Origin of the sequence: Actinopolyspora mzabensis (genome assembly GCF_900101095.1) — a bacterium.
Taxonomy (GTDB): Bacteria; Actinomycetota; Actinomycetes; order Mycobacteriales; family Pseudonocardiaceae; genus Actinopolyspora; species Actinopolyspora mzabensis.
This window is the reverse complement of sequence record NZ_FNFM01000008.1, coordinates 146,940-171,600: the sequence shown is the minus strand read 5'-3', so window position 1 is coordinate 171,600 and position 24,661 is coordinate 146,940. Positions and strand designations below refer to the sequence as shown.

The 24,661-nt window shown below is 68.7% G+C and carries 20 protein-coding genes; 10 read left to right on the top strand and 10 right to left on the bottom strand.

The annotated features are described in order from the left end of the window. Positions 1 to 57: 57 nt before the first annotated feature. A complete protein-coding gene (locus BLR41_RS14755; protein WP_092628996.1) occupies positions 58 to 630 on the bottom strand; it encodes a peptide deformylase in 573 nt (190 codons plus the stop codon). Between the two features lie 268 nt (positions 631 to 898). Between BLR41_RS14755 and BLR41_RS14750 the strand changes: the two genes are divergently transcribed. Then, a complete protein-coding gene (locus tag BLR41_RS14750) occupies positions 899 to 1,369 on the top strand; it encodes a DUF3263 domain-containing protein (RefSeq protein WP_092628994.1) in 471 nt (156 codons plus the stop codon). Then, positions 1,370 to 2,059, top strand: a complete 690-nt coding sequence (locus BLR41_RS14745; RefSeq protein ID WP_092628992.1) for a LytR C-terminal domain-containing protein — start codon at positions 1,370 to 1,372, stop codon at positions 2,057 to 2,059. It begins immediately after the preceding gene. Between the two features lie 141 nt (positions 2,060 to 2,200). Here BLR41_RS14745 and BLR41_RS14740 read toward each other — a convergent pair whose 3' ends face one another. The 6 genes from BLR41_RS14740 to moeA all read right to left on the bottom strand — a co-directional run bounded on the left by BLR41_RS14740 (position 2,201) and on the right by moeA (position 11,761). Further along, entirely contained in the window at positions 2,201 to 4,435 is a 2,235-nt protein-coding gene (locus BLR41_RS14740; RefSeq protein WP_245694249.1) for an AAA family ATPase, read from the bottom strand. A gap of 320 nt (positions 4,436 to 4,755) precedes the next feature. Beyond that, positions 4,756 to 5,688: a cation diffusion facilitator family transporter gene (locus BLR41_RS14735; RefSeq protein ID WP_176797994.1), complete on the bottom strand. Its 933-nt coding sequence runs from the start codon at positions 5,686 to 5,688 to the stop codon at positions 4,756 to 4,758. Between the two features lie 209 nt (positions 5,689 to 5,897). Then, entirely contained in the window at positions 5,898 to 6,830 is a 933-nt protein-coding gene (gene pssA, locus BLR41_RS14730) for a CDP-diacylglycerol--serine O-phosphatidyltransferase (protein WP_092628988.1), read from the bottom strand. Then, positions 6,827 to 7,558, bottom strand: coding sequence for a phosphatidylserine decarboxylase (locus tag BLR41_RS14725; protein ID WP_092628987.1), 732 nt, complete (start codon positions 7,556 to 7,558; stop codon positions 6,827 to 6,829). Before BLR41_RS14725 ends, pssA begins: the two co-directional genes overlap by 4 nt. A 579-nt stretch (positions 7,559 to 8,137) precedes the next feature. Further along, the gene (locus tag BLR41_RS14720; RefSeq protein WP_092628985.1) at positions 8,138 to 10,123 is read right to left on the bottom strand and encodes a M48 family metallopeptidase; all 1,986 of its coding nucleotides are present in this window, start codon (positions 10,121 to 10,123) and stop codon (positions 8,138 to 8,140) included. A 378-nt stretch (positions 10,124 to 10,501) separates the two neighbouring features. Next, the gene (gene moeA, locus BLR41_RS14715; protein WP_092628983.1) at positions 10,502 to 11,761 is read right to left on the bottom strand and encodes a molybdopterin molybdotransferase MoeA; all 1,260 of its coding nucleotides are present in this window, start codon (positions 11,759 to 11,761) and stop codon (positions 10,502 to 10,504) included. A 189-nt stretch (positions 11,762 to 11,950) separates the two neighbouring features. Here moeA and BLR41_RS14710 point away from each other — a divergent pair, with 189 nt between their 5' ends. The 5 genes from BLR41_RS14710 to BLR41_RS14690 all read left to right on the top strand — a co-directional run bounded on the left by BLR41_RS14710 (position 11,951) and on the right by BLR41_RS14690 (position 19,160). Continuing rightward, positions 11,951 to 12,607, top strand: a complete 657-nt coding sequence (locus BLR41_RS14710; protein WP_092629230.1) for an AIM24 family protein — start codon at positions 11,951 to 11,953, stop codon at positions 12,605 to 12,607. Positions 12,608 to 12,863: 256 nt separating this feature from the next. Further along, positions 12,864 to 13,067, top strand: coding sequence for a cold-shock protein (locus tag BLR41_RS14705; RefSeq protein ID WP_092628981.1), 204 nt, complete (start codon positions 12,864 to 12,866; stop codon positions 13,065 to 13,067). A gap of 370 nt (positions 13,068 to 13,437) precedes the next feature. Beyond that, the gene (locus tag BLR41_RS14700; RefSeq protein ID WP_092628978.1) at positions 13,438 to 14,724 is read left to right on the top strand and encodes a serine/threonine protein kinase; all 1,287 of its coding nucleotides are present in this window, start codon (positions 13,438 to 13,440) and stop codon (positions 14,722 to 14,724) included. Positions 14,725 to 15,061: 337 nt separating this feature from the next. Next, a complete protein-coding gene (gene groL, locus BLR41_RS14695; RefSeq protein WP_092629228.1) occupies positions 15,062 to 16,714 on the top strand; it encodes a chaperonin GroEL in 1,653 nt (550 codons plus the stop codon). Positions 16,715 to 17,114: 400 nt separating this feature from the next. Further along, on the top strand, positions 17,115 to 19,160 hold the full coding sequence (locus BLR41_RS14690; protein ID WP_218120151.1) for a glycoside hydrolase family 84 protein: 2,046 nt from the start codon (positions 17,115 to 17,117) through the stop codon (positions 19,158 to 19,160). A gap of 33 nt (positions 19,161 to 19,193) precedes the next feature. Here BLR41_RS14690 and BLR41_RS14685 read toward each other — a convergent pair whose 3' ends face one another. Further along, positions 19,194 to 19,448, bottom strand: coding sequence for a PspC domain-containing protein (locus BLR41_RS14685; RefSeq protein ID WP_092628974.1), 255 nt, complete (start codon positions 19,446 to 19,448; stop codon positions 19,194 to 19,196). Between the two features lie 168 nt (positions 19,449 to 19,616). After that, a complete protein-coding gene (locus BLR41_RS14680) occupies positions 19,617 to 20,174 on the bottom strand; it encodes a suppressor of fused domain protein (protein ID WP_092628972.1) in 558 nt (185 codons plus the stop codon). Between the two features lie 207 nt (positions 20,175 to 20,381). Here BLR41_RS14680 and BLR41_RS14675 point away from each other — a divergent pair, with 207 nt between their 5' ends. The 3 genes from BLR41_RS14675 to BLR41_RS14665 all read left to right on the top strand — a co-directional run bounded on the left by BLR41_RS14675 (position 20,382) and on the right by BLR41_RS14665 (position 22,034). Further along, positions 20,382 to 21,254, top strand: coding sequence for an AAA family ATPase (locus BLR41_RS14675; RefSeq protein WP_176797993.1), 873 nt, complete (start codon positions 20,382 to 20,384; stop codon positions 21,252 to 21,254). Positions 21,255 to 21,292: 38 nt separating this feature from the next. Beyond that, positions 21,293 to 21,589 carry a hypothetical protein gene (locus BLR41_RS14670; RefSeq protein ID WP_143013079.1) on the top strand — a complete coding sequence of 99 codons (297 nt, stop codon included), beginning with the start codon at positions 21,293 to 21,295 and terminating at the stop codon, positions 21,587 to 21,589. 241 nt (positions 21,590 to 21,830) lie between these two features. After that, positions 21,831 to 22,034 (top strand): cold-shock protein, encoded by a 204-nt coding sequence (locus tag BLR41_RS14665; protein WP_092628968.1) that lies wholly within the window; start codon positions 21,831 to 21,833, stop codon positions 22,032 to 22,034. Positions 22,035 to 22,693: 659 nt separating this feature from the next. Here BLR41_RS14665 and BLR41_RS14660 read toward each other — a convergent pair. Further along, on the bottom strand, positions 22,694 to 24,592 hold the full coding sequence (locus BLR41_RS14660) for a TIM barrel protein (RefSeq protein WP_092628966.1): 1,899 nt from the start codon (positions 24,590 to 24,592) through the stop codon (positions 22,694 to 22,696). Between the last annotated feature and the right edge of the window lie 69 nt (positions 24,593 to 24,661).

Genomic DNA, 24,661 nt, shown 5'->3' with positions numbered 1-24,661 from the left:
CCCCGCTAGAGGTTCCCTCAACCGAGCACGGCGGAAACCCGAGCAGACGGAGGCCCGCTACTCGGCGAACGGGTCCGCGTCGGTGGCCGGGTGCCACGAGTTTCCCGGCTCGGTCCAGCCGTTGCGCTTGAGCATCTTCTTGGCCGCGCGTGCGTGCCTTCCGGTCAGCCTGCTCAGGTACAGGTAACCGTCGAGGTGGTCGGTCTCGTGTTGGAAGCACCTGGCCAAGTGGCCGTGTCCCTCCAACTTCACGGCGGTGCCGCTGCCGTCGAAGCCGGTTACCTTCGCGTAGTCCGCCCGGCCGGTGGGGAACGACTCGCCGGGGACCGACAGGCAGCCCTCCCAGTCGTCGTCCGGATCGGGCATGGTCACCGGTATCTCCGAGGTCTCCAGCCGCGGGTTGACCACCACACCCCGATGGTTCACGCCCTCGTCGTCCGGGCAGTCGTAGACGAACAACCGGAGGTCCACCCCGATCTGGTTGGCCGCCAGCCCCACCCCGTTGGCCGCGTTCATGGTCTCGAACATGTCGTCGATCAGGGTGCGCAGCTCGTCGTCGAAGGCATCGACCTCGCGTGTCGCGGTGTGCAGTACCGGATCGCCCGCGATGCGGATGGGGTGGACAGTCATGCGCGAAAGCCTATCCGGCCGGGCGCCTCCCGGTTGAGGCGGCGGAGTGCCGGGCACGCTCGTTCCCGAGCCTTCCGGCTCTGCCGGGGATGACTCATTGTGTCGAGATGCTTCCTCGCGCGAGGTCCACAGTCGTTGCCATCCCGATAAATCACCCTTACGTGTGATGACCCCCGGCACTGATCGAGACATGGTGTAATACGAGTGTGGGAATCACGCTTCCGTGATTCACCATGTGCGGAGAGCCGATCGTGAGGCGAGGTGCGAGATGGACGCCGCCCAGATGTTGACCGCACACGAGATCGCGCGGCAGTGCGAGCTGCTGGCGCGGGTGGCGGAGCGGCCCGATTCACAGCCGGAGGAGCCCCGCCGATACGGGCACTTACGGGCTGTGGAGCCGATCACGCAACCCATCGAGCGAGTACCGGAACAACCCGCTGAACCCGCCGAGGAAACCGAGCCCGAGGAGGCTTCCTCCGGCACCGAACTGACCGACCGCGAGCGTGAACTGCTGGCTTTCGAACGCCAGTGGTGGAAAGCGGTGGACAGCAAGGAGCGTGCCGTCCGGGAACTGTTCGCCCTCGAGCCCCACGAGTACTATCGGTTGATCGCGAAACTGCTCGACAAACCGGCGGCGATGCGGGCCGAACCGATGCTGATCAAACGACTGCGCAGGCAGCGCGCGGATGGCAGGCTCGGCACGAGCACCGCGCGTCCAGAACCCGAACGGGAGTACTGAATGCCCTCCGGAGAGTTCGCAACCGGGCGTTCCGCCGCCCGAATCGGCGGTTTCACGCTGCTCGGAGTCGGCGTGCTCGCCCTGTTCTTCGGAGTGGCCACCGCGCTCACCGGTGACGGTGAGCCCTCGGCTGAGCCCACCGGTACGGCACCGCCGCCACCGGCTTCGACGAGCAGCGGGCCGACGAGCAGCGCGGGGAAACCCCCCGGGACCTCCGAACCGAACACCTCGGCGTCCTCGGAGCCGTCCGAATCGTCGAGCTCCCGCCCCTCGGAGAGCGCCGCCGACCGGGGTTCGTCGGCCACGTCCGAGTCCTCATCGGACAACCGGAATTCGGACGACGGCAAGGCGGGCGACGGTGACGCGGGTGAGGGGAGCTCGAGTGAGGGGGACTCCCGGCAGCGGATCTCGCTGCGGGTCTACAACAACAGCAAGATCGAGAACCTCGCGCACCGCGCGGCGCGCGACCTCAGGGGAGCCGGCTTCCGAGTGGTCGAGGTGGACAACTACGCGGGCGGCAGGATCCCGGTAACCACCGTCTACTACCGGCCGGACACCGAGGAACGCGCACAGGCGCGCACCGTGGCGCGGCGGCTGGATGCCAGGCTGAAGCCGAGGTTCAACGGCATCACCGACGCCAGTCCCGGCGTGATCGTCATCGTCACCAAGAACTACGACGGCATCGGCTGAGGCACCGTCCCCGCTCGCTTCCGCCGACTCGATGTCGGGCCTCCCCGGAGCGAGAGCCCGCGAGAGGTTCCGCCGAGTGACCAGTTGGGGCTGGGTGACCAGTTGTGGCTGGGTGACCAGATGTGGAAGCCCCCGCCGGGATCACCGGAACGCCTCGAAGGCGGCGAGCTGTGCCGGACTGAGTGAGGGGCGTACCCGTTCCCGCGCCGAGTCCAGCTGCGCGGCCGACACCTCGGCCGCGTGCAGCGACTCGCGCAGCGCGGTCAGCGCGGCTTCTCGGATCAGCGAGGCGCAGTCGGCCGCCGAGTAGCCCTCCAACGACTCGGCGAGGGCCGCCAGATCCACGTCGGCCGCGAACGGGGTGTTGGCACCCGCCGTGCGCAGGATCTCCGCTCGTGCCGCCGCGTCGGGCGGCGGAACCCCCACGGAACGTTCCAGCCTGCCCGGACGCAGCAGTGCCGGATCGACCAGCTCCGGTCGGTTCGTGGCGCCGATGACCACGACGTCGCGCATCGGCTCCACCCCGTCCAGCTCGGTGAGCAGCGCCGCCACCACCCGGTCGGTCACCCCGGAGTCCGAGGACTGCCCCCGTACCGGTGCGAGCGCGTCGATCTCGTCCAGGAAAACCAGGGTCGGTGCTGCGTCCGCCGCGCGCGCGAACAGGTCACGCACCGCGCGTTCCGACTCGCCGACCCACTTGTCCAGCAGTTCCGCTCCCTTGACCGCGACCGTGTTGAGCCTGCCCGTTCCGGCGAGGGCGCGCACCAGGAAGGTCTTGCCGCAACCGGGTGGGCCGTGGAGCAGCACTCCGCGCGCCGGTCGGATCCCCAGCCTCGCGAACGAGTCCGGGTAGCGCAGTGGCCAGAGCACCGTCTCGTGCAGCGCCTGTTTCACCTCCGACATGTCGCCCACGTCGTCCAGCCCGATCTCGCCGGTGCGCAACGTGTCCGTGCTGGACATCGAGATGGGGCGGACGGACGACAGTGCCTGCTCGAAGTCCTCGGGCCGCACCCCCGGAGCGCCGTCCCCCGGCTCGGCGCGGTGCCGGAGCGCGGCCTGCACCGCCGCCTCCCTGGTCAGCGCTCCCAGGTCGGCCGCGACGAAGCCGGGAGTTCGTTCGGCCAGTTCGCCCAGGTCCACCGCGGGGTCGAGCGGGGTGTTCCGCAGCAGAATCCGCAGCAGCTCGGTGCGGGTCGTGGTGTCGGCCAACCCGACGGTCAGTTCCCGGTCCAGCAGCTCCGCATCGCGCAGCCGGGGGTCGACGTGCCTCGAATCGGAACTGGTGGCCACGATCGCCAATCCGGCCACGGCGGCAGCGGCACGCAGCTCGTCGAGCACCACCGTGGAAAGTGGCGGGGGAGAGGTGGCGGGCAGCAAACCGTCCACATCGGTGAGCAGCAGTACGCAGCCACCGTCCCCGGCGGCCGCCGTGCGTGCCCGACGGAGCGCTTCGCGGACCCGCTGCGCCGCCGTGGCAGCCTCCAGTGCTCCGGTTCCGGGCCCCGTGAGTTCGATCAGATGTGCTCCCACCGCGGCGGTCACCGAACGCACCAGGGTGGCCTTGCCCGCACCGGGCGGGCCGTCCAGCAGCACCCCCAGCCTGGCGGGAGCGCCGAGCCGTGCCAGCAGCTCGGGCTGTTCGAACGACAGCCGCAGCCATTCCTCCAGGCGTTTCGCCGCCTGCCGCCCGGCAACCAGATCCGAGAGCGGCAACGGAACGGGTGATTCGTCCGCGGCCGCTTCACCCTCCTCCGGGCGACCGGTTCGGGAGTCTTCCCGCTCGGTAGCGGCCGGGATCGTGCCGGGTGCCTCCCGCCCGGTGCCGGTCGAGGTCGCCGTGGGGGACTCGCGCTGCCAGTTCACCATCGTCGCCGGGTGCACGGTCACGGCCCCCGGAGGATCGGTGGCCGAGACGGTCACCAGCTCGTTGGTCCAGGTGACCCCGATCGCGGCCGAGAGGGTGCTGCGCACCCTGCTCGTCGTCACTGACGGGGTTCCGGACAGGTCCTGCGGCAGCAGCGACACGGTGTCCCCGGCGAGCAGCACCTTGCCCGTCAGCGCCTGGCGCAGCGTTTCCGGGGTTACCGAAGCGGTCGCCAGTCGCGACCCCGACACGGTCAGCGAGCGCGCGGTGCGCACCTCTTCCGGGGTCACCACCAGCTGGTCACCCTCCCGCGCTCCCGCGTTGGTGAGGGTGATGTCGTCGACCAGCACCACCCCGGTGGACTCCCGGACCGGGGCGGTCGCGGCCAGCGCCACCGTGGCCCGCGCGCCGGAGACCCGAACCGCGTCTAGGCCCCGTAGCCCCAGCGCGTCCAGCACTTCCGGGTGCAGTCGCAGTACACCGCGCCGATGGTCGGTGGCGGAGGTGGACAACCGGGCACGTAGTGAAAGGGATGCGCTCACCCCACGACAGTAATGTCTTGCGGAGACCGGGGTCGGGTGGTCGGTTAGCCGGCACGTGAGTCGGCGCCTTGCCGAGTTGGGCCGGCTCTCGAGTAGCGACCTGCGCGGCGAGCGGCCCCGCCTCGCGATGCATCCGACTCACGCGCTCGAGACATCCGCGCTGCTCAGTCGCATGGTGACCATCCCCAGGAGCGCTGCCGATTGCGGGGGTGGTGGGAGTTCGGCACTGCATCGAGGACGCGGCGATTTCGCCCGAGAAATCGACGCCGCTGCGACGGGGGAGCCGTGGGTCAGCGCGCCCAGTGACGCTCAGCGGTGAACGAGACGGTCATCCACTTCTCGTGCGGCATCGTCTCCAGGATGTCCGAGATCTGCTGTCGGATCCGGTCGAACTCGGTGACCTCGCGGGCCGTGGAGTGGACGCCCACCACGAAGTCGATCTCCACGTCCAACTGGCCACCGATCTTGGTGACCCGCGTGAAGACCTCGTCGAACCGGTACTGCTCGACGATCCCGTTCACCGCCGTTTCGATGCCGCCGCTGAGCGCCGGGTCCACCGAGATCGAGAGCACCTCGCGCAGGCTGCGGGTGAACAGCCGTACCGGCATCCGCAGGAACAGCACGGAGAACAGGATCACCATTCCCGGGTCGACGTATCCGGCGATCCCGGCGTAGCCCGCTCGCTCCAGCCCGAGCGCCAGCAGGAACCCCAGCAGCACTCCGGCGCTGAGCAGCGTGTCCATCCACCACTGCGCGGCCTCGGCACGCACCAGTCCGTCCGGGTGGGACCGCAGGTAACGGGTCATCAGCCCGGCACCGACCGTGGCGACCAGCGCGTACAGCACGGCAGGGACCGTCTCCGGGGGTTTGCCGCCCGCCAGGATGTCGCCGATGGCGCCGATCAGCGCGTAGCCGCACAGCGTTGCCAGCGAAACCGCCTTGAGGATCACGGTCAGCGGTTCCCAGGCGTGTCTTCCGAACGGGTACCGCTCGTCGGCACCGCGTTCGATCGTGCGAACCGCCGCCACCGAAACCAGCGACAGCAGCACGCTCACGAATGAGTACAGCCCGTCGAACACGATCATCGGGGAGCTGATGGCCAGGCCCCAGAACAGCGCCAGCACGGCGAAGGTTGCCGCGCCGATCACCGAGATCAGCAGGCTGCGAGTGGCCGTCGCGGAACGGGAGCCGCCCGGTTCCGGAGTGTCCGACGTATCCGGCATCGTGGCAAGCATGGCCCCGGCGTCACGCCCGCGCATCCGCCGATCACGAGTTCTGGAGTCCGATTCCTCGCCGGCCGGTGTCGAGGCTGTCCCGCCGAACTCGAATCGAACGAATCCGGACGGGATGCAACGATTTCCGAGGACGGCGGAGGCGGGTACCGGGTTGTCGAGCCGGTTCCGGGATGCGGGCCGGGTGGTTACCCGGGTGGTTACTTGGAGCGGTGGCGCAGGCCCAGGGTGCGATAGCTGCGGCGGTTCTCGCCGTCCCGGTCGCCGCCGCGACGCGGTAGCCGGACCCGCCGTGCCGCGCCCGCGACCCGACGCCGCAGCGGTGGGCGCAGCCCGAGCCGGCGTTGACTGCGTCGCATCGCCCGCCGCTCGCGAGGTGGGAACTCCCAGACCTCGGGGTGGTTGGCCAACCAGTGGTGCCGGTAGGCGGCGTAGGGAACGTGTACCAGATAGCCCACGAGCACCACGGTCAAAAACAGCAGCGGGTAGGTCACGATCCCCGCCGCCAGTACCGCGACCACGACCAGCAGCGGGGCGATCAGCTTCGCCGGTACCTTGACCGTCTTCAGCGAGAGCGTCGGAACCCTGCTGACCGCGAGCGCGGCGACCGCGATCATCCAGCTCATGACCACCGGCTGGCTCGACCACCAGCCGGGGCCACCCACGGCCGCGGTGATCACGAGCGGCAACAGCGCCAGCAGCCCCGCCGCCGGAGCGGGCACGCCGACGAAGAACTCCTTGCTGAACGGCAGCTGGTTCCCGTCGTCGAGCAGTGTGTTGAACCGCGCCAGTCGCAGGATCATGCACACCGCGAAGATCAGGGCCACCACCCAGCCCACGCGATTGCCCGCCAGCTGCCAGGCGTAGAGCGTGAGTGCGGGGGCCACTCCGAAGGACATCGCGTCGGACAGCGAGTCCAGCTCCGCGCCCATCCTCGTGGTGGCGTCGAGCAGCCGGGCGATCCGCCCGTCCAGTGCGTCGAGCAGCGCGGCCACCGCCACCGCGGCGATGGCGCCCTCGAGTTGCTGGTTGAGTGCGAACTGCACCGCGGAGAGTCCGGCGCACATGGCCAGCACGGTGATCGCGTTCGGCAGGAACCGTACACCGGGAGGATTCGCGCGCGCCTCGCTCATGCCCGCACACCGTCCTGCTCGGTGGTGAGTTCGGCGAGTACGGTCTCACCGCCGACCGCCCGTTGGCCCGGTTCGACGAGAACCCGGCTGTTCGACGGCAGATACAGATCCACCCGGGAGCCGAACCGGATGAGACCGTACGTGCTGCCAGCGGTGACCGTGCTGCCCTCGCTCACCGAGCACACGATCCGCCGGGCCACCAGTCCGGCTATCTGTACCACGGCGAGTTCCGCTCCGTCGGTGGTGCGCAGCAGCATCGAGTTGCGTTCGTTGTCCTCGCTCGCCTTGTCCAGGTCGGCGGAGAGGAACGCTCCGGGGCGGTAGGCCAGTTTGGTGATCTCGCCGTCGGCCGGGGCGCGCTGGACGTGCACGTCGAACACCGTCAAGAAGGTGCTCACCCGCAGCATCTCCCGGTCGGGCAGCTCCAGCTCCGCGGGGGGAGTCGCCTTCGTGATCTCCGCGATCGTGCCGTCGGCCGGAGCGACCGCTTTGTCCGACCCGGTGGGGGTAACCCTGCGGGGTTCCCGGAAGAACCAGGCGCACCAGGCGGTGAGCAGCGCGGCCGCGGTTCCGGCGGGGCGCCAGAGCCGGCGGAGCAGCAGGGTGGCGAGTGCGCAGGCCAGTACGAACGGTCTTCCCGCCGGGTGCATCGGCGGGACGGTGTCGCGGGCCAGCCGCGCCAGCTTGTGTAACGGGCCGTTGTTCGGTGCGGAATCCGCGTTGTTCATCGAGGTGGCTCGCCCCTGCGTCGACGGATAGGGCTGCGACGTGTCGGTTGCGTCGCCGCCGCTACAGCATCGCTGATATCCGGTCGCCGGTTGTGCACAGGGGGTGGGTAGGTCGCTGAACTGCTGCTTCGTGGTGTGGGCGCGGTCACGTTCGTACCGTGGTCCACCGCGGGCGAGGGGGCTCGGACACCCCGGTCCGATCGCGGCCGATGCGCGGTGCGGAAAACGGGCTCGGACGAAAGTGAGCTCCGGGGCGACATCAGCGCCCCCGATGCGCCGATGTCGTCCCGGAGTCACGACCGCTCGGGGTCTCCCCGCTGACTCCGAACGGTCCCCCCGGTGGATCCGTGTGCCCCCCGACGGCACACGCACCCGCGGTCCTCATCTCGAGGTGGTGGGCCTCATCTCCGGGTGGTGGGAAACCATGCCGGAAAGCCCCGACACGTCTTTGGATGCAATCCATCGACTGGTTGTGATGCTGATACCAGTGTAATAGAACTCATAGGGAACTGCGTAGCCGCGAACGGAGGACTTTCGTCACAGATTTAATGACTTTGCGTGCATCGTGGTGCGATTGCCTCACTCGAATTGATGATTATTTTCGGCCGTCGTCATGCGCGCTCCCATGAGTTCCCCCAAGCCCGAGTAAGGCGCTCCGCGCGCACCCGAATCCGGGATACTGCGAATTCGGATTCTGGTCAGCCCCTCGTCGTCCGGCGAGTCCGATTCGCCGGACTCCGCGGCGCGTGCGGAAACCTCCGAAACCGCGTACTCGTCCAGGTAGAGGTCCAGCGTCAGTTCCCAGTCCGCACCGTCCTCGTGGAGCTCGGCCGTGGCCACGTCCCGGCTGTCCAACCACTGGGCGCCCTCCAGCTCGCGCAGCCGGTGCATCGGGGTGGCCGCCAGCCGGTCCAGCCGCTCGTGCTCGGAGCGGCGTACCGGAGTCAGCGCTCCGGCCAGCAACCGGTACATCCAACGGGTCCGATCGGGCAGCAGCAGCAATCCGCGATCGGTGACCAGCAGGTCGTAGGACTCCTCGGCGTAGCGCACCGGGCTCACGATCCCCGACAGCTTCGGCTCGGGCTCCTCGGCCGCGGGCTGCGCGTGGTCCAACGGCACCCCGAGATGCACCAGGTGGCGGTGCAGCCCTGGCACGAGCCGCGGATCGAGCACGGCGGGTCGTACCAGCTTGTCGGGATCCAGGGCACGGCCATCGGTGAGCTGGACAGTGGAGGGGCCGCCCCAGTCCAGCTCGTGATGAGCCCGTTCGGACCTGACCAGCGCGTCCACCACAGCGGCACCGAGCAGCTCGGTCATGGTGTCCACGACCGCCTCGTCCACCAGCTCCGGCGCGAGCCCCGGATTGAGCGCGGGGTTGATCAGATCGGCCGTCTCCCCCCGGTGAATGGCGGTGAGTACCCCAACCAGCGTCGGTTCCGTGGAGACCCCGCTCTGCTCGACGGCCGAGCTCAGCTCACCGGCCTTGACCGCGACGTCGTGCCTGCCCGCGAGCCTGGCCAGTTCGGGCCAGGGAGTACGTTCCCCGAGGTCCTCCACCAGCAGTCGGTCCTCGATCGCCGGAATGTCGCGGCGAGGTTCACGTATCAGCGCGAGCGCGGGACGGTCGTCGGTCTCGTCGGGCTCGTGACTGGCCCGTTTCAACACGTCGAGTCGTTGCGCCACCGTGGGGCGAGCCGCATCCGCGGGTTTCTCGGTGGCGATGCTCTCCTTGGCCCGTTCGGCGAGTCCCTGCTTGCGTTCCGGGTGTTCCAGGAACGCGCGGAAGCCGGGCAGTATCTCCGGGGTTCGCCCCACCCGGGTGGCCATGCTCAGGTACTCGGCGCTGTAGTCCTCCCAGCCGAGTTCCAGTCCCACCCGCTTGCGCAGCGCCGCCATCGTGGTGCGTTTGCCCGCCAAACGTACGGCCACGGCATCCCCGCGCATCACTCGTCCACGGGCCAGCGGTGCCGTGAACCGCTTGTAGAGCACGGCGTATCCGCTGAACAGCCACTTGGTGGGGCCGCCGACCATGTCGCGTTCCGCCTCGATCACCGCATTGCGGATCCGGACGGCCAGGGCGTCCGGGCCACCGCCCTGCCCGCTGCCGATCTCGTCGGCCAGCACCGCGGACAGTTCGCTCACGGTGAGACCCGCCAGCAGCGGCAGGCCGAGCTCCAGGTGCGATTCGCCGCGCAGCAGGCCCAACAACCGGGTCCGTTCCCGCATCCGCAGCGTCGGTTCGCACGTCACGCGCAGTTCGTCCGGGCTGGTCGCCTCGGCGGCCTCCGCGACCTTTCGCAGTCTGCGCCACAGCTGTGGCTGTGCCTCGCCTTCCACCACCACACCGAGCGGGGGGCGGGGTCCCGCACGCAGTACTCCTCGGAGAACCATCGCTACCGAGCCCCCGACCAGCAGGGCCGCGAATGCGGCCTGCAACCCGTCGCCGAGGTCGTAGCGAATCGTGTAGGCCGTGATACCCACCATGCCGAGGACCAGTGCTGCCGGTACGGCTAAGAATCCGATGTGCAGCGCCACCGCCAGGGCAGCGCGCCATGGGCCACGCACAGTGACAACTCCCGACTGATATTGGTCCGCGAATGCCCGGTCAGGCTAGTCACCTGCTACGCCCCGGCGGTAGGGAGCCCGTTACACCGTCGGATCTTTCCAGTTCACAGGACCGTTCCTCGCTGCACCGGTCCGACACCACCACTACGCGACGTGCCCGTGGCGTCGGCAAAGCGGCGTCGATTTCTCGCGAGATCGCCGCGCCGCCCGTCGAGACGCGACCATGAGAAGCGCAGCGCGGGTGTCCCCGGTGCGTGAGTCGGATGCATTGCAAGGCCGGGCCGCTCGCCGCGTAGGTCGCTACTCAAGAGCCGGCCCAACACTCCCAAGGCGCCGACTCACGTGACGGCTAACCGGCCACGTACGCGAGCGGGGCCGTCAGCGCTCACTCAGTAGCCAGATGTCGACGGTACTTCCGGCGGTTACTTCGGTGGTCTCCTCCGGCAACTCCAGCAGGCAGTCGGCCGCGGCCATCCCGGAAAGCAGGTGCGAGCCCGCCCCGCCACGCGTGGTCACGGTGTCGGTTTCCGGGTCGAAACCGCCCCTGCGGTACTGCCGCTTCCCGCTCGGTGAGCGCAGCGTCTCGGTGAGCGTCACCCGGCGATGCGGCCGCCGCGTCGCGCGGTGCCCACCGGCGCGGCGCAGTGCGGGACGGACGAAGACCTCGAAGGACACGATCGAACTGACCGGGTTCCCCGGCAGCGTGACCACCGGCACGCGGTACCCGGCCGCCTCGTAGTGTCCCGATCCCTGCGGCATTCCCGGCTGGATGGCCACCTTGTCGAACCGCACTCCGGAGTCCGCCAGCGCGTCCTTGACCACTTCGTAGGCGCCGGCGCTCACCCCGCCGGAGGTCAGGATCAGATCGGTCTCGGCCAGGTGGGGTTCCAGCGCGGCGTGCAGCTCCGAAACATCGTCGGGAACGAACCGCAGCAGCCTCGCCTCGCCGCCGCACTGGCGCACCGCGGCGGCGAGCATGGTGCCGTTCGACTCGTAGATCTGGCCGGGCAGCAACTCCGTGCCCGGTTCGATCAGCTCGGAACCGGTGGAAAGCACCAGCACCCTCGGGGCGCGGCGAACCGGCAGCTCGGCGCTGCCCACGGCCGCGGCCAGTCCCAGCTGGGCCGCTCCCAGTGTCTGGCCCCGTTCGAGGACGACCTGGCCCGCGGCCACGTCCTCACCCGCGCGACGGAGGTTGCTGCCCTCTGGCACCGCGCGGTGCACGGTGACGTGTTCGGTGCCGCCGTCGGTGAGTTCCACCGGTACAACGGCCTCAGCACCGGGGGGAAGCTGTGCTCCGGTCATGATCCGGTGTGCGGTGCCCGTTTCCAGCGGCGGGACGTCCACCCGTCCCGCCGGGATGTCGGCGATCACCGGCAGTGTCACGGGGTGCTGCGAATCCGCGTCGGCCACGTCCGCGGCGCGTACGGCGTAACCGTCCATCGCCGAGTTGTCGAACGGCGGCAGCGGGATCGGTGCCGTCACGTCCTCGGCGAGCGCCAGTCCCAGGCACTCGTCGAGGGCGCGGTCTCGCACCCGAGTGGCGGCGAGCAGGTTCGAGATCCGCTCGCGGTACTCGTCCACCGGCAGCAGGGTCGAAGTGTCAGTCGTGTGGCCCACGCCCCGATCATCGGACATCGCGCGCCCGATGTCGCCCCCGGCTCGTCGGCACCGGCACACCACGGTCGGCTTCCGCCGGGGTTTCCGGTCCGCCGTTCCCGAGACGCGTTCGTCGCGGCGTCCGTCCGGTGGGTGCGGTGCGCATGGCAGACTTCGGCGGGGTGATCGTGCTCGGCGAAGTGCCGTGCCGCGGCTGGGGAGGTGAGCGTGCAGGTTCGTTCCCGTCATCAGTCCTCGTTCGGCGTGGCCCGTCTCGTGCTCGGTGCGGGAGAGGTGGCGCGTACCGGATGCGAGGCGATGGCCACCAGTTACGGGGTGGCGAGTACCCGTGCCGCGCGTCGAGGGGGTATCAGGGCGCTGGTGGGGGACTCGATGCCCGAGTCCGCCTACTCGGCCGGGCCGCAGGGTGGCTGGGTCGATGTGGCACCCACTCTTCCCGGCGACGTGCACACCATAGAGCTGGACGGCAACAACGCCTGGTGCATCGCGCGGGAGTCCTGGTTGGCAGCGGCGGGAACGGTGCGGCTGGACACCCGATGGCAGGGTTTCCAGCCCCTGTTCGGCGGGCGCCCCGGATTTCTCGCCCACGCCACCGGACAGGGCCAACTGGTGCTGGCCTGCTGCGGGGCGCTGGACGTGCACGATCTGCGTGCGGGTGAATTCGTGACGATCGACACCGGCCACCTGGTGGCCTATGTGGACACCGTGCAGTCCCGATTACGACAATTGGAATCCGGCCGCGCACAATCCCTTCGGACCGGCGCGGGACTGGTTTTCGATTTCGCCGGTCCGGGGCGGGTGGTGGCCCAGACCCGCAATCCGCGCAGATTGTCGTCCTGGTTGCACTCGACCAGCGGCCACTGATTCCGGAACTCGTTCGTGGTCGATCTTTCGGGGGATCGCACGGTGGCTCGCGGCCCGATACGGGTGAACTTCGCGAAATCCTACCGGGAATTCCCGTGGTGGTCGCCGTGCTCGGTGCTTCCGACGGCTCGTTCTCCGGGGAAGATCACATGAATCGCTCCGATCGAGATCGCGATTTCCCCGTTTCGTGCGGTAGCGTAGCGCTTGCCACATCGGCGCCCCCAGGCGTCGCGCATCATATTTCAAGGAGGACGCCGTGGCGGTCGGCACGGTCAAGTGGTTCAACTCCGAAAAAGGCTACGGATTCATCGCCACCGACAACGGGTCGGATGTCTTCGTGCACTACACGGCGATCGAGATGGACGGATTCCGCACCCTCGACGAGGGCGACCGGGTCGAGTACGAGGTGAAGCCCGGTCGGGACGGGCGGAGTCAGGCGGACGGTGTCCACAAGATCTGACCGGACCGTGTGGCCTCTTTTGCCGTAAGTGGTGGGGGGCTCGGTCTGCGGGAGTGGTCGGAGTTCGGCGCCTTGGGAATGTCGGGCCGACTCTTGAGTAGCCGACCTACGCGGCGAGCGGCCCGGCCTCGCATCGCCCTGCCGGGCGGAAATTTCGTGGGAAATCGACGGCCTCAGAATGAGATACCGCCCCACGGGGACCTGGCCCTGGCCCAGCTGCCCGGCGATTTCGCGGGAAATCGACGCCGTCTCGGCGGGAAACCGGCTCACTCGTCCGCAAGCGCGGGCGGCTCCGGGAACTGCTCCACTCGGATGGTGTGACGGCCGCACCGGCGGACGGTGGTGCGGCCGGAACGTTAGGCTGATCGGCGTGTCGGAAGACCTCACCGGGCGCCGTCTCGGCCACTACAAGATCGATGGAGTTCTCGGTCGCGGTGGCATGAGTGTCATGTACCGCGCCACCGATGTCCGTCTGGGGCGCAAGGTCGCCCTGAAGGTGATGGGTGAGCACATCACCGGGGACAGTGAGTTCCGTGAACGTTTCGTGGACGAGGCGCGCAACACCTCGGCCCTCGACCACGCCAACATCGTTCCGCTCTACGACTTCGGTGAAGTCGACGGGATGCTCTACATCGCGATGCGGCTGGTCGACGGGTCCGACCTCGCCAGCCTCATCTCGGAGGGGCCGATCGCCCCCAACCGCGCGGTCGAACTGCTGGGGCAGGTGGCGGAGGCGCTCGACACCCTGCACGAGCAGGGTCTGGTGCACCTTGATCTCAAACCGGCCAACGTCCTGGTCACCTCCAGGGAGGCCTCGCACGAACACGTCTACCTGGCCGACTTCGGGCTCACCAGGCGCGGCGCCACCGGGCATCGGACGAGCACCGGTGATTTCCTCGGCTCGCCCACCTACGCGGCCCCGGAGCACCTGCGCGGCGAGTCAGTGGACGGCAGGACCGATCTCTACGCGCTGGCGTGCATGCTGTTCGCCTGTCTGACCGGCAGCGCTCCCTACAAGGGTGAGGTGCAGGAGATCATCCAGGGGCATCTCCAGTCGGAGCCTCCCCGGGTCACCTCCCGGGTGGTGCTGCCGCCCGCGATCGACGACGTGCTGCGCAGGGGGATGGGCAAGACGCCCGAGCAGCGCTACGGCAACTGCAAGGATCTCGTCTCCGCCACCAGGAACGCGTTGAGCCCGTTGGGCAAGCAGGGCGACCAGCCGCCGCGCCCGGCCCCTCCGGAGGCGCCGCCCTCGGCTACGCAATCCCCACCTTCCGGGCCGCACCCGATGTCCTCCGGGCCGGTTCCCCCGCAAGCGCAGCCCCAGCACTCTCCGCAGCCGCAACCGACGGCGCCGCCCGGTACACCCCCCGGCGGAATGGCACCACCCGGAACCCGTCCCGGCGCGGGCGGTCCGGGGACGCCCGCCGGTCGGGGAGCCCCCGCCGGGCCTCCGCCCGTCGGTGCCCCCGGACAGCCGATGCCTCCCGGCGGTCCGCAGGGGCCGGGTGAACCGGTGCGGTTGCGCCCGCCGATGCCCGCCCAGTCCGCGTCCTTCGCGAAGAAGTCGGACAGCACCGCCCGCTGGCTGGTTCCGGTGCTGGCGATCTCGGTGTTCACCGTGATCGTGGTGATTTTAATCATCGCGTTCGGCTAGTAGTGGGCAGTCGTCGCTGTGCACGCCGGATGCGCTTCGCCGGGAGCAGGCCCCGAACCCCGGACCGAGCCGGGTGCTGCAGGCTGCCCGCTGTGGCCGCGCCGGACATTTTCCCCGAAAGCGTTCCACCCCCTGGCTTGCACTCGCTGCCGGTGAGTGCTAAACACGATACTGGCACTCAGTAGGGGTGAGTGCCAGGTCGGGACGGTGAGGCCGTAGCCGCGCATTCGCGTGGTGACCGGTCGTCCGTCGCGGGCACCGAGCCTGGCCGAGCACGAGTCCTGCCGTGGAATCCGCCGATCCCACGGCGTCCAAAAAGCTGGAGGACCACACCGCAATGGCCAAGATGATCGCGTTCGACGAGGACGCCCGCCGCGGTCTTGAGCGCGGCATGAACTCCCTCGCCGACGCCGTCAAGGTGACGCTCGGCCCCAAGGGCCGCAACGTCGTGCTCGAAAAGAAGTGGGGCGCGCCGACCATCACCAACGACGGCGTCTCCATCGCCAAGGAGATCGAGCTCGAGGACCCCTGGGAGAAGATCGGGGCCGAGCTGGTCAAGGAGGTCGCCAAGAAGACCGACGACGTCGCCGGTGACGGCACCACCACCGCCACCGTCCTGGCCCAGGCGCTGGTGCGCGAGGGCCTGCGCAACGTCGCGGCCGGTGCCAGCCCCACCGCTCTGAAGCGGGGCATCGAGAAGGCCACCGAAGCCGTGGCCGAGCAGCTGCTCAAGAACGCCACGGAGATCGAGACCAAGGAGCAGATCGCCGCGACCGCCGCGATCTCGGCAGGCGACTCCCAGATCGGCGAGCTCATCGCGGAGGCGATGGACAAGGTCGGCAAGGAAGGCGTCATCACCGTCGAGGAGAGCAACACCTTCGGGCTCGAGCTGGAGCTCACCGAGGGCATGCGCTTCGACAAGGGCTACGTCTCGCCCTACTTCGTGACCGACCAGGAGCGGATGGAGGCGTCGCTGGACGACCCCTACATCCTGCTGCTGAGCTCGAAGATCTCCAACATCAAGGATCTTCTCCCGCTGCTGGAGAAGGTCATGCAGTCCAACAAGCCGCTGCTGATCATCGCCGAGGACATCGAGGGCGAGGCGCTGCCGACCCTGATCGTCAACAACATGCGCGGCACCTTCAAGTCCGTGGCCGTGAAGGCACCGGGCTTCGGCGACCGCCGCAAGGCGATGCTGCAGGACATGGCCATCCTGACCGGTGGCCAGGTCATCAGCGAGGAGGTCGGCCTCAAGCTGGACAGTGCCGACCTGTCCATGCTGGGCCGTGCCCGCAAGGTCGTGGTCAGCAAGGACGAGACCACCATCATCGACGGTGTCGGTGACGACGAGCAGATCTCCGGCAGGGTCAATGAGATCCGTGCCGAGATCGAGCGCTCGGACTCCGACTACGACCGTGAGAAGCTGCAGGAGCGGCTGGCCAAGCTGGCCGGCGGTGTGGCCGTCATCAAGGCCGGTGCCGCCACCGAGGTCGAGCTCAAGGAGCGCAAGCACCGCATCGAGGACGCGGTGCGCAACGCCAAGGCCGCCGTGGAGGAGGGCGTGCTCGCCGGCGGTGGTGTGGCGCTGCTGCAGGCCGCCGTTTCCGCCTTCGACAACCTCAAGCTGGAGGGCGACGAGGCCACCGGTGCGAACAGCGTCCGTACCGCTGTCGAGGGCCCGCTCAAGCAGATCGCGGTCAACTCCGGCCTCGAGGGCGGCGTCGTGGTCGAGAAGGTCAAGGGGCTCTCCCCCGGGCACGGCCTCAACGCGGCCACCGGCGAGTACGAGGACCTGATCCAGGCCGGCGTCATCGACCCGGCCAAGGTGACTCGTTCCGCCATGCAGAACGCTTCCTCGATCGCCGGTCTGTTCCTGACGACCGAGGCCGTGGTCGCCGACAAGCCGGAGAAGAACGGCGGCGGCGATGCCGGCGGCGGTGACCCGACCGGCGGCATGGGCGGCATGGGTGGCATGGGCGGCATGATGTGACGTCCGACTAGGACGTTCTCGCCGCTGTCGCCGTCACCGACGGCGACGGCCACCGGCACCATCCGAGCATGTGCCTTACGGAGGGCCGTTCCCGAAGGGGAGCGGCCCTCCGTTGTGTTCGATCGGGCCTTGCCGCTCCGTCCCGTCCGGGAAGGCGTGCTGTCTGTCCCGCCGCCCAGGGGGTACGAGCCGCGTGAGCTGTGGTCGCCGCTTGACGTGGACAGCTCGATCGAGTGACTGGATCTCACGCTTCCGGGGGAGTAAAGGTGCGCCGCGCGTCCCCCGAAACGGGCCACCGGTTAGAACCCGGCCGGGGCATCATGATTCACTCTGTGCTGCCGCTCGATGGTTTCCGCCGAGCATGGCCGCAGTGTTCCTTCCCCGAATCCGAGGAGGCGCCGTGAACCGCTTCCGGCGTTCCCGCCGTTCGGCGGTGTCGGCGTCGTTGTCGTGCGTGCTCGCTCTCCTGCTGGCGGGCTGTACCGGCGAGCGGCCTCCAAACTCGGGTGAGACCGACCGGCCCGGGACGAGCACGGCCGCTTCGTCCTCCGAAGGCGGGGAACTTCCCGACGTGGTGCCGCAGCCGAGCAGCATGATTCCCAACGGTGGGGACGTGCGCGTGTCGGGCAAGGTCGTCGTGGTCGCCGACCCCGCTGTCGAGCCGTGGACCCGAACCCTCGCGGTTCGGGTGCTGCGAGCCACCGGCGCCGAGGAGGTCGTCGTGCGGGAACCCGGTCGTCCCATCGGTGACTCCGACCTGCGGGTTCGGCTGGGAAGCCGTTGGTCGCCCACGATACGCAAGACCTTTCAGGACACCGAGCTGGACTTTCCCGACGGGGACGAGAAACTGGCATCCGAGGGCTACGCGATATCGGTGCGCGAGGGTCAGAACCCGGCCATCGTGCTCGGCGGGATGGACCCGGCGGGCGCCTACTACGCCGTGCAGACGCTGCGGCAGCTCGCCACACCCGGGCGGGTCGCGGGGGTCGCTGTGCTGGACGAGCCGGAAATGCCCACTCGCGGAGTGATCGAAGGCTTCTACGGCAGTCCGTGGACCCATGCCGAACGGATGGACCAGCTCGCGTTCTACGGTTCCGTCAAGCTGAACAGCTACGTCTACGCGCCGAAGGACGACCCGTATCACCGCGACCGCTGGCGCGACCCCTACCCGGCCGACCGATTGCGGCGGTTGGACGAGCTGCGGCAGCAGGCCATGCAGCACCACGTCAAATTCACGTTCGCGCTCTCGCCCGGTAAGTCGATCTGTTTCTCCGATCCGGCCGACTGGCGTGCGCTGACGGACAAACTCCAGTCGTTGTACGACATCGGTATCCGCAGCTTCTCGATACCGTTCGACGACATCGACTACGCAGAGTGGAACTGTGAGTCGGACCACGCCGAGTACGGTGCGCCCTCCGCCCGTGCGGCGGGGGTGGCGCAGGCGCGACTGCTCAACCGGTTGCAGCGTGAGTTCCTCGACGCGCATGCCGGGACGACGCCGCTGCAGACGGTGCCGACCGAGTACTCCGACACCGAGAACTCGCCGTACAAGTCCGCGATTCGTCAGCGACTGGACCCCGTGGTCGAGGTGATGTGGACCGGTGAGGGAGTGATCCCGGACGGCATCACAGTCGACGACGCCGCCTCGGCCGAGCAGGTGTGGGGCAGGAAACCGGTGCTCTGGGACAACTATCCGGTCAACGACTACGACGCCACCGAGGGGCTGATGATGCTCGGCCCCTACGCCGAACGGCAACCGGGAATGGGGCTGCGCCTCGCCGGGCTGGTGATCAATCCGATGAACCAGGCCGCCGCGAGCAAGGTGGTCGAGATCTCGGCCGCGGACTTCGCGTGGAACAGCACCGCCTTCGACGAGCGACGGGCCTGGCACCAGGCCGCCGAGTACCTGGCCGGGGATCGTTTCCGGGGTGATGAACAGCGCCTGTCCCCGGACAGCGGGACGGTCGACGCGTTGATGGTGTTCTTCGACCTCAACCACACCGCCGTGCTGCCGGACGGGGAGCCGTGGCTGGAGCCCGCACCGGAGTTGCGGCGTCGACTGGACGAGTTCCGCGAGGCGTGGGACGGCGACGCCTCGAACCGGAAGCGGGCCGTCTCCGAGCTGCGCGGTTACGCGCGGTCGGTCGCCGACGCCCCCGAGAAGATCCGGAAGGGCACCCCGGAGGATTTCGTCTCCGATGTGCGGCCCTGGCTACGGGCCACTGATCTCTGGGGTGACGCCCTGCTGGCCACCCTGGACGGACTGTCGGCGCGTGCGGCGGGGAATTCGGCGACCGCTTCCGAGGAGTTCCGCCGGGCAGCGGAGCTGGCCGACCGCGCGACTTCGGTACGTACCGTCGAGGGCGAGACCCTGCCGCAGGGGCCGGTACGCCTCGCGGACGGTGTGCTCGACGACTTCGTCCGCCAGGCTCCCGACATGCGGTGAGTTTCCGCCCCGGTGTGGTTCGGTTCCGGTACCTCACGCCTCCGGGACTATCAGCCAGCAGGCCAGATAGATCAGCAGTCCAGTGCCGAATCCCACCAGCGTGGCGGCGACCAGCACGATGCGCACGATCGTGGCGTCCACGCCGAACAGTTCCGCGGCACCGCCGCAGACGCCCGCGATCATCCGTTCCTCGCGGCTGCGGCGGAAGCGGTGCTCGCGGGGCTGCCCCGTCGTGACCCGCTCTCCCGTCCCGGTCGGCGATTGTCCGAGCTGTTCCTGGTTCGTCATGGCTTCAGTGAACCCGTCCGAGCGGTGTGAGACCTCCGGGTAGTGCCCTGACCTCTCCCGTAGTCCGGACGGGACAACCCCGAGACGACCCTGATCGAGGTTTTCGATCGGGTGGGCGTGGTGCTCGCTCGGCGGCCGCCCCCGCACCCGGCCCGGAACAGCCGAACCCTAAGCCACGGAGGGACGAAATATGTCGAGCAGATCGGTCTCCTGCTCCTGCCACCGGTCGTAGAGCACGTCGCTGCCGTAGCGCGCCACCAGTTGGCTCTCTCCCCGTGAGATCGGCAGCAGGGTGATCAGGCGCAGCACGGCCTCCCCCGAACCGTCGCGGACCACGTCGAAGTCCTCGCCCAGATAGGGGTGCGGGGCCGCCAGGGCGCCGCTGATCGAGGTGTCCGGCAGCAGTGCCCGATCGTTCATGATCAGCGCTCCCGGCCCCACGCGGCTGTTCGACTCCTCGAGCAGCTCCGCGACGACACCGGTGAGGTGCCGCGCGTACAGCTCCTGGCCGTGGTGCAGGGTGCAGACCAGCTCGTGCGGCAGCGGGGCTCCGGCGGTACGCGATCGCAGCCCGCTGGTCAGTACCGAGATGTGCCCGCCGTGCGGCGGGTCGCAGTACACCAGGTGGTATCCCCGCTCCCGTGAGCCCGCCTCCGGGCTGTCCGCCCCGCGGATCCTGCCGAGGTAGTGCTCGACATGCGCGGGGAATTCACTGAACCGGCTCAAGATCCACCTCGGCTGTAGTTCGTTCCGCCACGTCGAGTATGCCCCGCCGAACCGTGACGGTTCCTCCTTCGCGATTCCGTGCTCGGATCACGACCTCCGCCCCGGAATATCGTGCTCGTCCGGCCGGTGTTTCACCGGCGAGCCCGCATTCCGGGAGCGGCCACGTACCGGAATCGTATGGATACCCGAAGTCCTAGAATCAGTGGGATGAACTCTCCGGAGGACGTTTCGGCAGCGCTGCGCGGGACCGGCTACCTGCCCGACGAGGGCATCGCCACCGCCGCCTTTCTCGCGGGCAGGATGCACCGGCCGCTGTTGTGCGAGGGCGAACCGGGCACCGGTAAGACGGCGCTGGCGCACGCGCTCTCGGCCGCTCACGGGGTCGAGCTGATCCGACTGCAGTGCCACGAGGGGATCGACGCGTCCCAGGCACTGTACGAGTGGGACTTTCCGAGACAGCTGTTGCACCTGCGCACGCTGGAGGCGGCCGCCGATGGCGGCCTCGACGCCGAGGCGGCTGAGGCGTCGCTGTACACCTCGCGGTTCCTGCTGGCCCGTCCGCTGCTGCGAGCACTGCGCGAGACCCCCTGCGTGCTGCTGGTGGACGAGATAGACCGCGCCGACGACGAGTTCGAGGCGTTCCTGCTGGAGATCCTTTCGGACTACACGGTGACCATCCCCGAGTTCGGGGTGGTTGCCGCGGCGGAGCCGCCGCTGGTGGTGTTGACCTCCAACCGCACCCGTGAGATCCACGACGCCCTGAAGCGGCGCTGCCTCTACCACTGGTTGGAGCACCCCGATCCGGAACGCGAGGTGAGCATTCTCCGCAGCAGGGTCCCCGAGTTGGACCGGCGCCTGGCCGAGCAGGTGGCCGGTGCGGTGCGCCGGATGCGTTCGCTCGAACTGCTCAAACCACCGGGGGTGGCCGAGTCCATCGACTGGGCGAGTGCGCTGCTCGCGCTGGGCAAAACCGAGCTGGACACCGAGACGGCCGCCCGGACGCTCGGCGCGGTGCTGAAATACCGCGAGGACACCCAGCGCGTTCACGCCGCGGGCGGGTTGCGTGACTTCGAGACGTGAATCCCCGGTTGGCCGTCCCGGCTCCCGAGGTGTCGCTGGTGTACGTCCGCGACCGGACCGAGTTCTACGGCGTGGTCTCGATGGAGGTCATGGCTCAGATCGCCCTGCCGGGCGACGCCGGCGGTCCGGTGTTCGTCGTGGAGCTGGCGGAGATGGGCGACGCACCGGGAGTGCCCCGACGCTCTCGCACGAATGAGTGGTCGGCGGGTCGAACCCGCCGCCGACAGCTGCCGCGTCCGCCAGGACCGGGCACACCGGACTCAGCACGACGAGCACGCCCGGGTGACGCGGGCTACGGTCACCCGCGAGTCGTCTATGTGGTAAACATCACGTGATTTGTCGCTCGCCGGTTTCGTGGGAAGTCGAGGGTGGGCGTGGCGGCCGCTGTGGTGAACGTGTACAGTCGCACTTGGTCGTCGTATTTCTGGGTCCGTGTTTGTGCACGCTCGCAGGATGTTGATGCGGGCGAGCTGCTGTCTTTGGTTGTAGCTGGAGTAGTTGCCGTCTGAGATCTTCCGGCCCGGGTGTTCGCGAGGTGCGTTCACCCGTCATACCAGCTCCCGTAAGGAGACAGCCATGGCACAGGGAACCGTGAAGTGGTTCAACTCGGAAAAGGGCTTCGGCTTCATCGCCCCCGACGAGGGCGGGCCGGACATCTTCGTGCACTACTCGGCCATTGACGCCCCCGGCTTTCGCACCCTGGAGGAGAACCAGCAGGTGACCTACGAAGCCAGCCAGGGCAGCAAGGGTCCGCAGGCGGACGTCGTCCGCGCGCTCTGAGTTCTTTCGCAGAGCTTTTCCTCCGGTGGCTCCTCATCCGCTCGGATGGGGAGCCACCGGTGTTTCGGGCCGCCGACTGCGCCCGTCCTCATCTCGCAGACCGCTCGGCCATCGTTGCGTCGGCCGGGTGGTTCGAAGGAGCACTATCAGCATCACAACCCCCTCACGTCATGCTCGGCCGCAGCACAACGGCAAGACGGCCAACCGGCCGGTGCCGTCGTCCCGCGGGCGCGCCCCCATTCCCGAGGCGGTCAGTACGGTTCAGTTCCTCGAACCGGCCCACACCCGGGAGCTACCGGAGCAACCCGCTCCGAGCGCCGATCACAGCGATGCGGCCATGCGCGGACTGCGCACTCCGTTCGAGGCCGATCCTTTCCGGGAGCCCTGATCCCTTGCGGGCTCCCTGATCCCTTCCGAGAGCCCCGACCGGCACGGTTCACCCGTGCGTGTGCGGGGGCGCTCCCGGTGCCGGCGCGGCGATTTCGCGAGAAATCGCGGCTCGTGGTGCGGAGAGTGTGATTCGCACGGCTCAATGACGCCTTCCCCTCGTGCCGGCGAGAGAGATCGCTCCACCTACTCGGTGGCTCCGCCCCGCGGCGACAGCAGTGCCAGAGATTCCGCCGAGCGAGCAACCCGAGGATCCGAGCGGAGAACTTCGATCAGGTGGCTCGGTGCAGCCGCGCCTGCCGATGGGCGGCCATGCGAACGGGGGTGTTCGCCGCGCCGTAGCCCCGGTGGTCGCCGACGCGCTGCACGACCTCGAAGAACACCCGGGAGCCGAGCAGATCGGTGCAGAAGTGGAAGAACTCACCGTGGTCGTCCCGATCGTAGAGAATGTTCAGCATGCGCATTTCGGACAGTAGCTCCGGGTCGAGCACGTAGCGGGCGTCGAGGTCGTCGTAGTAGTTCTCCGGGATTCGCAGGATGGGCGCACCGCTGTCCCGCATGCTTCGTGCGGCGCCGATGATGTCGTCGGTTCCGAACGAGATGTGCTCGGGATCGGGGACCTCGGGCGCCCACTCGCCGCGGCGCAGTACGGCCGCGTGCATGGCGATGCGAATCCGGCCGGAGCGGTTCCCGAGGGCCTGGCTGCGTACCAGCCCGAACGGGGCGGCGTACTCGGTCTCCGCCTGGGGCCGCAGGTCGAACACCGAGCGGTAGAACAGCATCGACTCGGCGAAGTGGTCGAACGGCTCCGCCACCGCGATGTGGTCGATGTCGACGAGGACCGGAGCTCCGGCGGGCGGGGTGCCGGTTGCCGTGAAATCGGTTCGCCAACTCGTCGGATCGTCCCCCTCGGTGCGGCAGAAGTGGATCCGCTTGCCGTCGGGTGTGGCGCTCGTGTGCAGTTCGGCCTCTGTGTCCGCGTGTTGGGTGGGTAGTCGCGGCGCGAGTAGCTCCCGCGCACGCTGTGCGGACGAGTCGGGGGCGCGGCTTTCCACCGCGAGTCCGGCGAGTTCGGCCGTTCCCCATTCGGAGGTCTTCTCCGATGTCCGGTTCAGCACGACGTTGCAGTCACCGTGCTGCCACAGCTGCACGGGCTTGGACCTGTGTTGTCCGGTGTGTACGAAACCCAGCGCGCTCAACGTCGTTGTGATTTCCGTTGCCGAGCGTTCGTCGACGTCGAGTTCGGCGAACGCCCAACCGGACAGCTCGGGTGAGGGGGTCGGCTCCGTGATGCCGACCCGGTACGGCCCGCGTGGACCGTGGGCCGCCACTCCGTCCTCCAGGGAAAGCAGTGAGCGCATGGCGTCGAGGGCGGCGGGGCCCGGGTCGCTCTGGCGAAAGACGTCGTTGAAGACCTCGAGCGACAGTGGCCCGGTGTATCCCGTGGCCAGTACCTGGTCCACGAAGTGAGTCAGGTCGAAGCTGCCCTGGCCGGGGAACAGTCGGTGGTGCCTGCTCAACCGCAGTAGGTTCATGTCCGGTGGCGGGGCGTCGGCCAGCTGCAGGAAGAACAGTTTCTCCGGATCGATGGTGGCGATTCCCGTGGGACGGGGATCCTTGGACAGGATGTGGAAGCTGTCCAGGCACACCCCGAGCTTGGGGTGGTCGGCCTGGTGCACGATTCGCCACGAGTGCTCCCAGGTGTTGACGAACCGTCCCCATGCGAGAGCTTCGTAGGCGACGCGGATTCCCCGGGGCGCGGCGCGTGTGGCCAGGGCGTGGAGTTGTTCGGCGGCCAGATCGTCGTCGTCGATGGCCTGGGGTGCCAGCGTGGAGCACACCAGCATGGTGTCGGTGCCGAGGCGTTCCATCAGGTCGAACTTGCGCTCGGCCCGCCGCAGGTTCGTCTCGTGCTGCTCGGCGGGCAGGGCTTCGAAGTCGCGGAACGGTTGGTACATGTCGATGGACAGCCCGAGATCCGCGCAGCGGTCGCGGATCCCTTCGGGGGAGAGATGTGAGTTGACCAGGTCGTTCTCGAAGATCTCCACCCCGTCGAAACCGGCGGCCGCACTGGCGCGGAGTTTGTCGTCCAGCATGCCGGACAGGCAGACGGTCGCGATCGTTTTGCGCACAGGATTGTTCACGTGCACTCCTCTGGGGGTCGAAGGCATGTGGTGAGCGGGCTGAACCGACGGCTAGACTGTGCGTGGTACGCACAAGCTGTGCGAGGTGGGAGGTCC

Coding starts and splice junctions, on each gene's coding strand:
- BLR41_RS14755 (WP_092628996.1), bottom strand. CDS start 630: ATGACTGTCCACCCCATCCGCATCGCGGGCGATCCGGTACTGCACACC.
- BLR41_RS14750 (WP_092628994.1), top strand. CDS start 899: ATGGACGCCGCCCAGATGTTGACCGCACACGAGATCGCGCGGCAGTGC.
- BLR41_RS14745 (WP_092628992.1), top strand. CDS start 1,370: ATGCCCTCCGGAGAGTTCGCAACCGGGCGTTCCGCCGCCCGAATCGGC.
- BLR41_RS14735 (WP_176797994.1), bottom strand. CDS start 5,688: ATGCCGGATACGTCGGACACTCCGGAACCGGGCGGCTCCCGTTCCGCG.
- pssA (WP_092628988.1), bottom strand. CDS start 6,830: ATGAGCGAGGCGCGCGCGAATCCTCCCGGTGTACGGTTCCTGCCGAAC.
- BLR41_RS14725 (WP_092628987.1), bottom strand. CDS start 7,558: ATGAACAACGCGGATTCCGCACCGAACAACGGCCCGTTACACAAGCTG.
- moeA (WP_092628983.1), bottom strand. CDS start 11,761: ATGTCCGATGATCGGGGCGTGGGCCACACGACTGACACTTCGACCCTG.
- groL (WP_092629228.1), top strand. CDS start 15,062: ATGGCCAAGATGATCGCGTTCGACGAGGACGCCCGCCGCGGTCTTGAG.
- BLR41_RS14685 (WP_092628974.1), bottom strand. CDS start 19,448: ATGACGAACCAGGAACAGCTCGGACAATCGCCGACCGGGACGGGAGAG.
- BLR41_RS14675 (WP_176797993.1), top strand. CDS start 20,382: ATGAACTCTCCGGAGGACGTTTCGGCAGCGCTGCGCGGGACCGGCTAC.
- BLR41_RS14665 (WP_092628968.1), top strand. CDS start 21,831: ATGGCACAGGGAACCGTGAAGTGGTTCAACTCGGAAAAGGGCTTCGGC.
- BLR41_RS14660 (WP_092628966.1), bottom strand. CDS start 24,592: ATGCCTTCGACCCCCAGAGGAGTGCACGTGAACAATCCTGTGCGCAAA.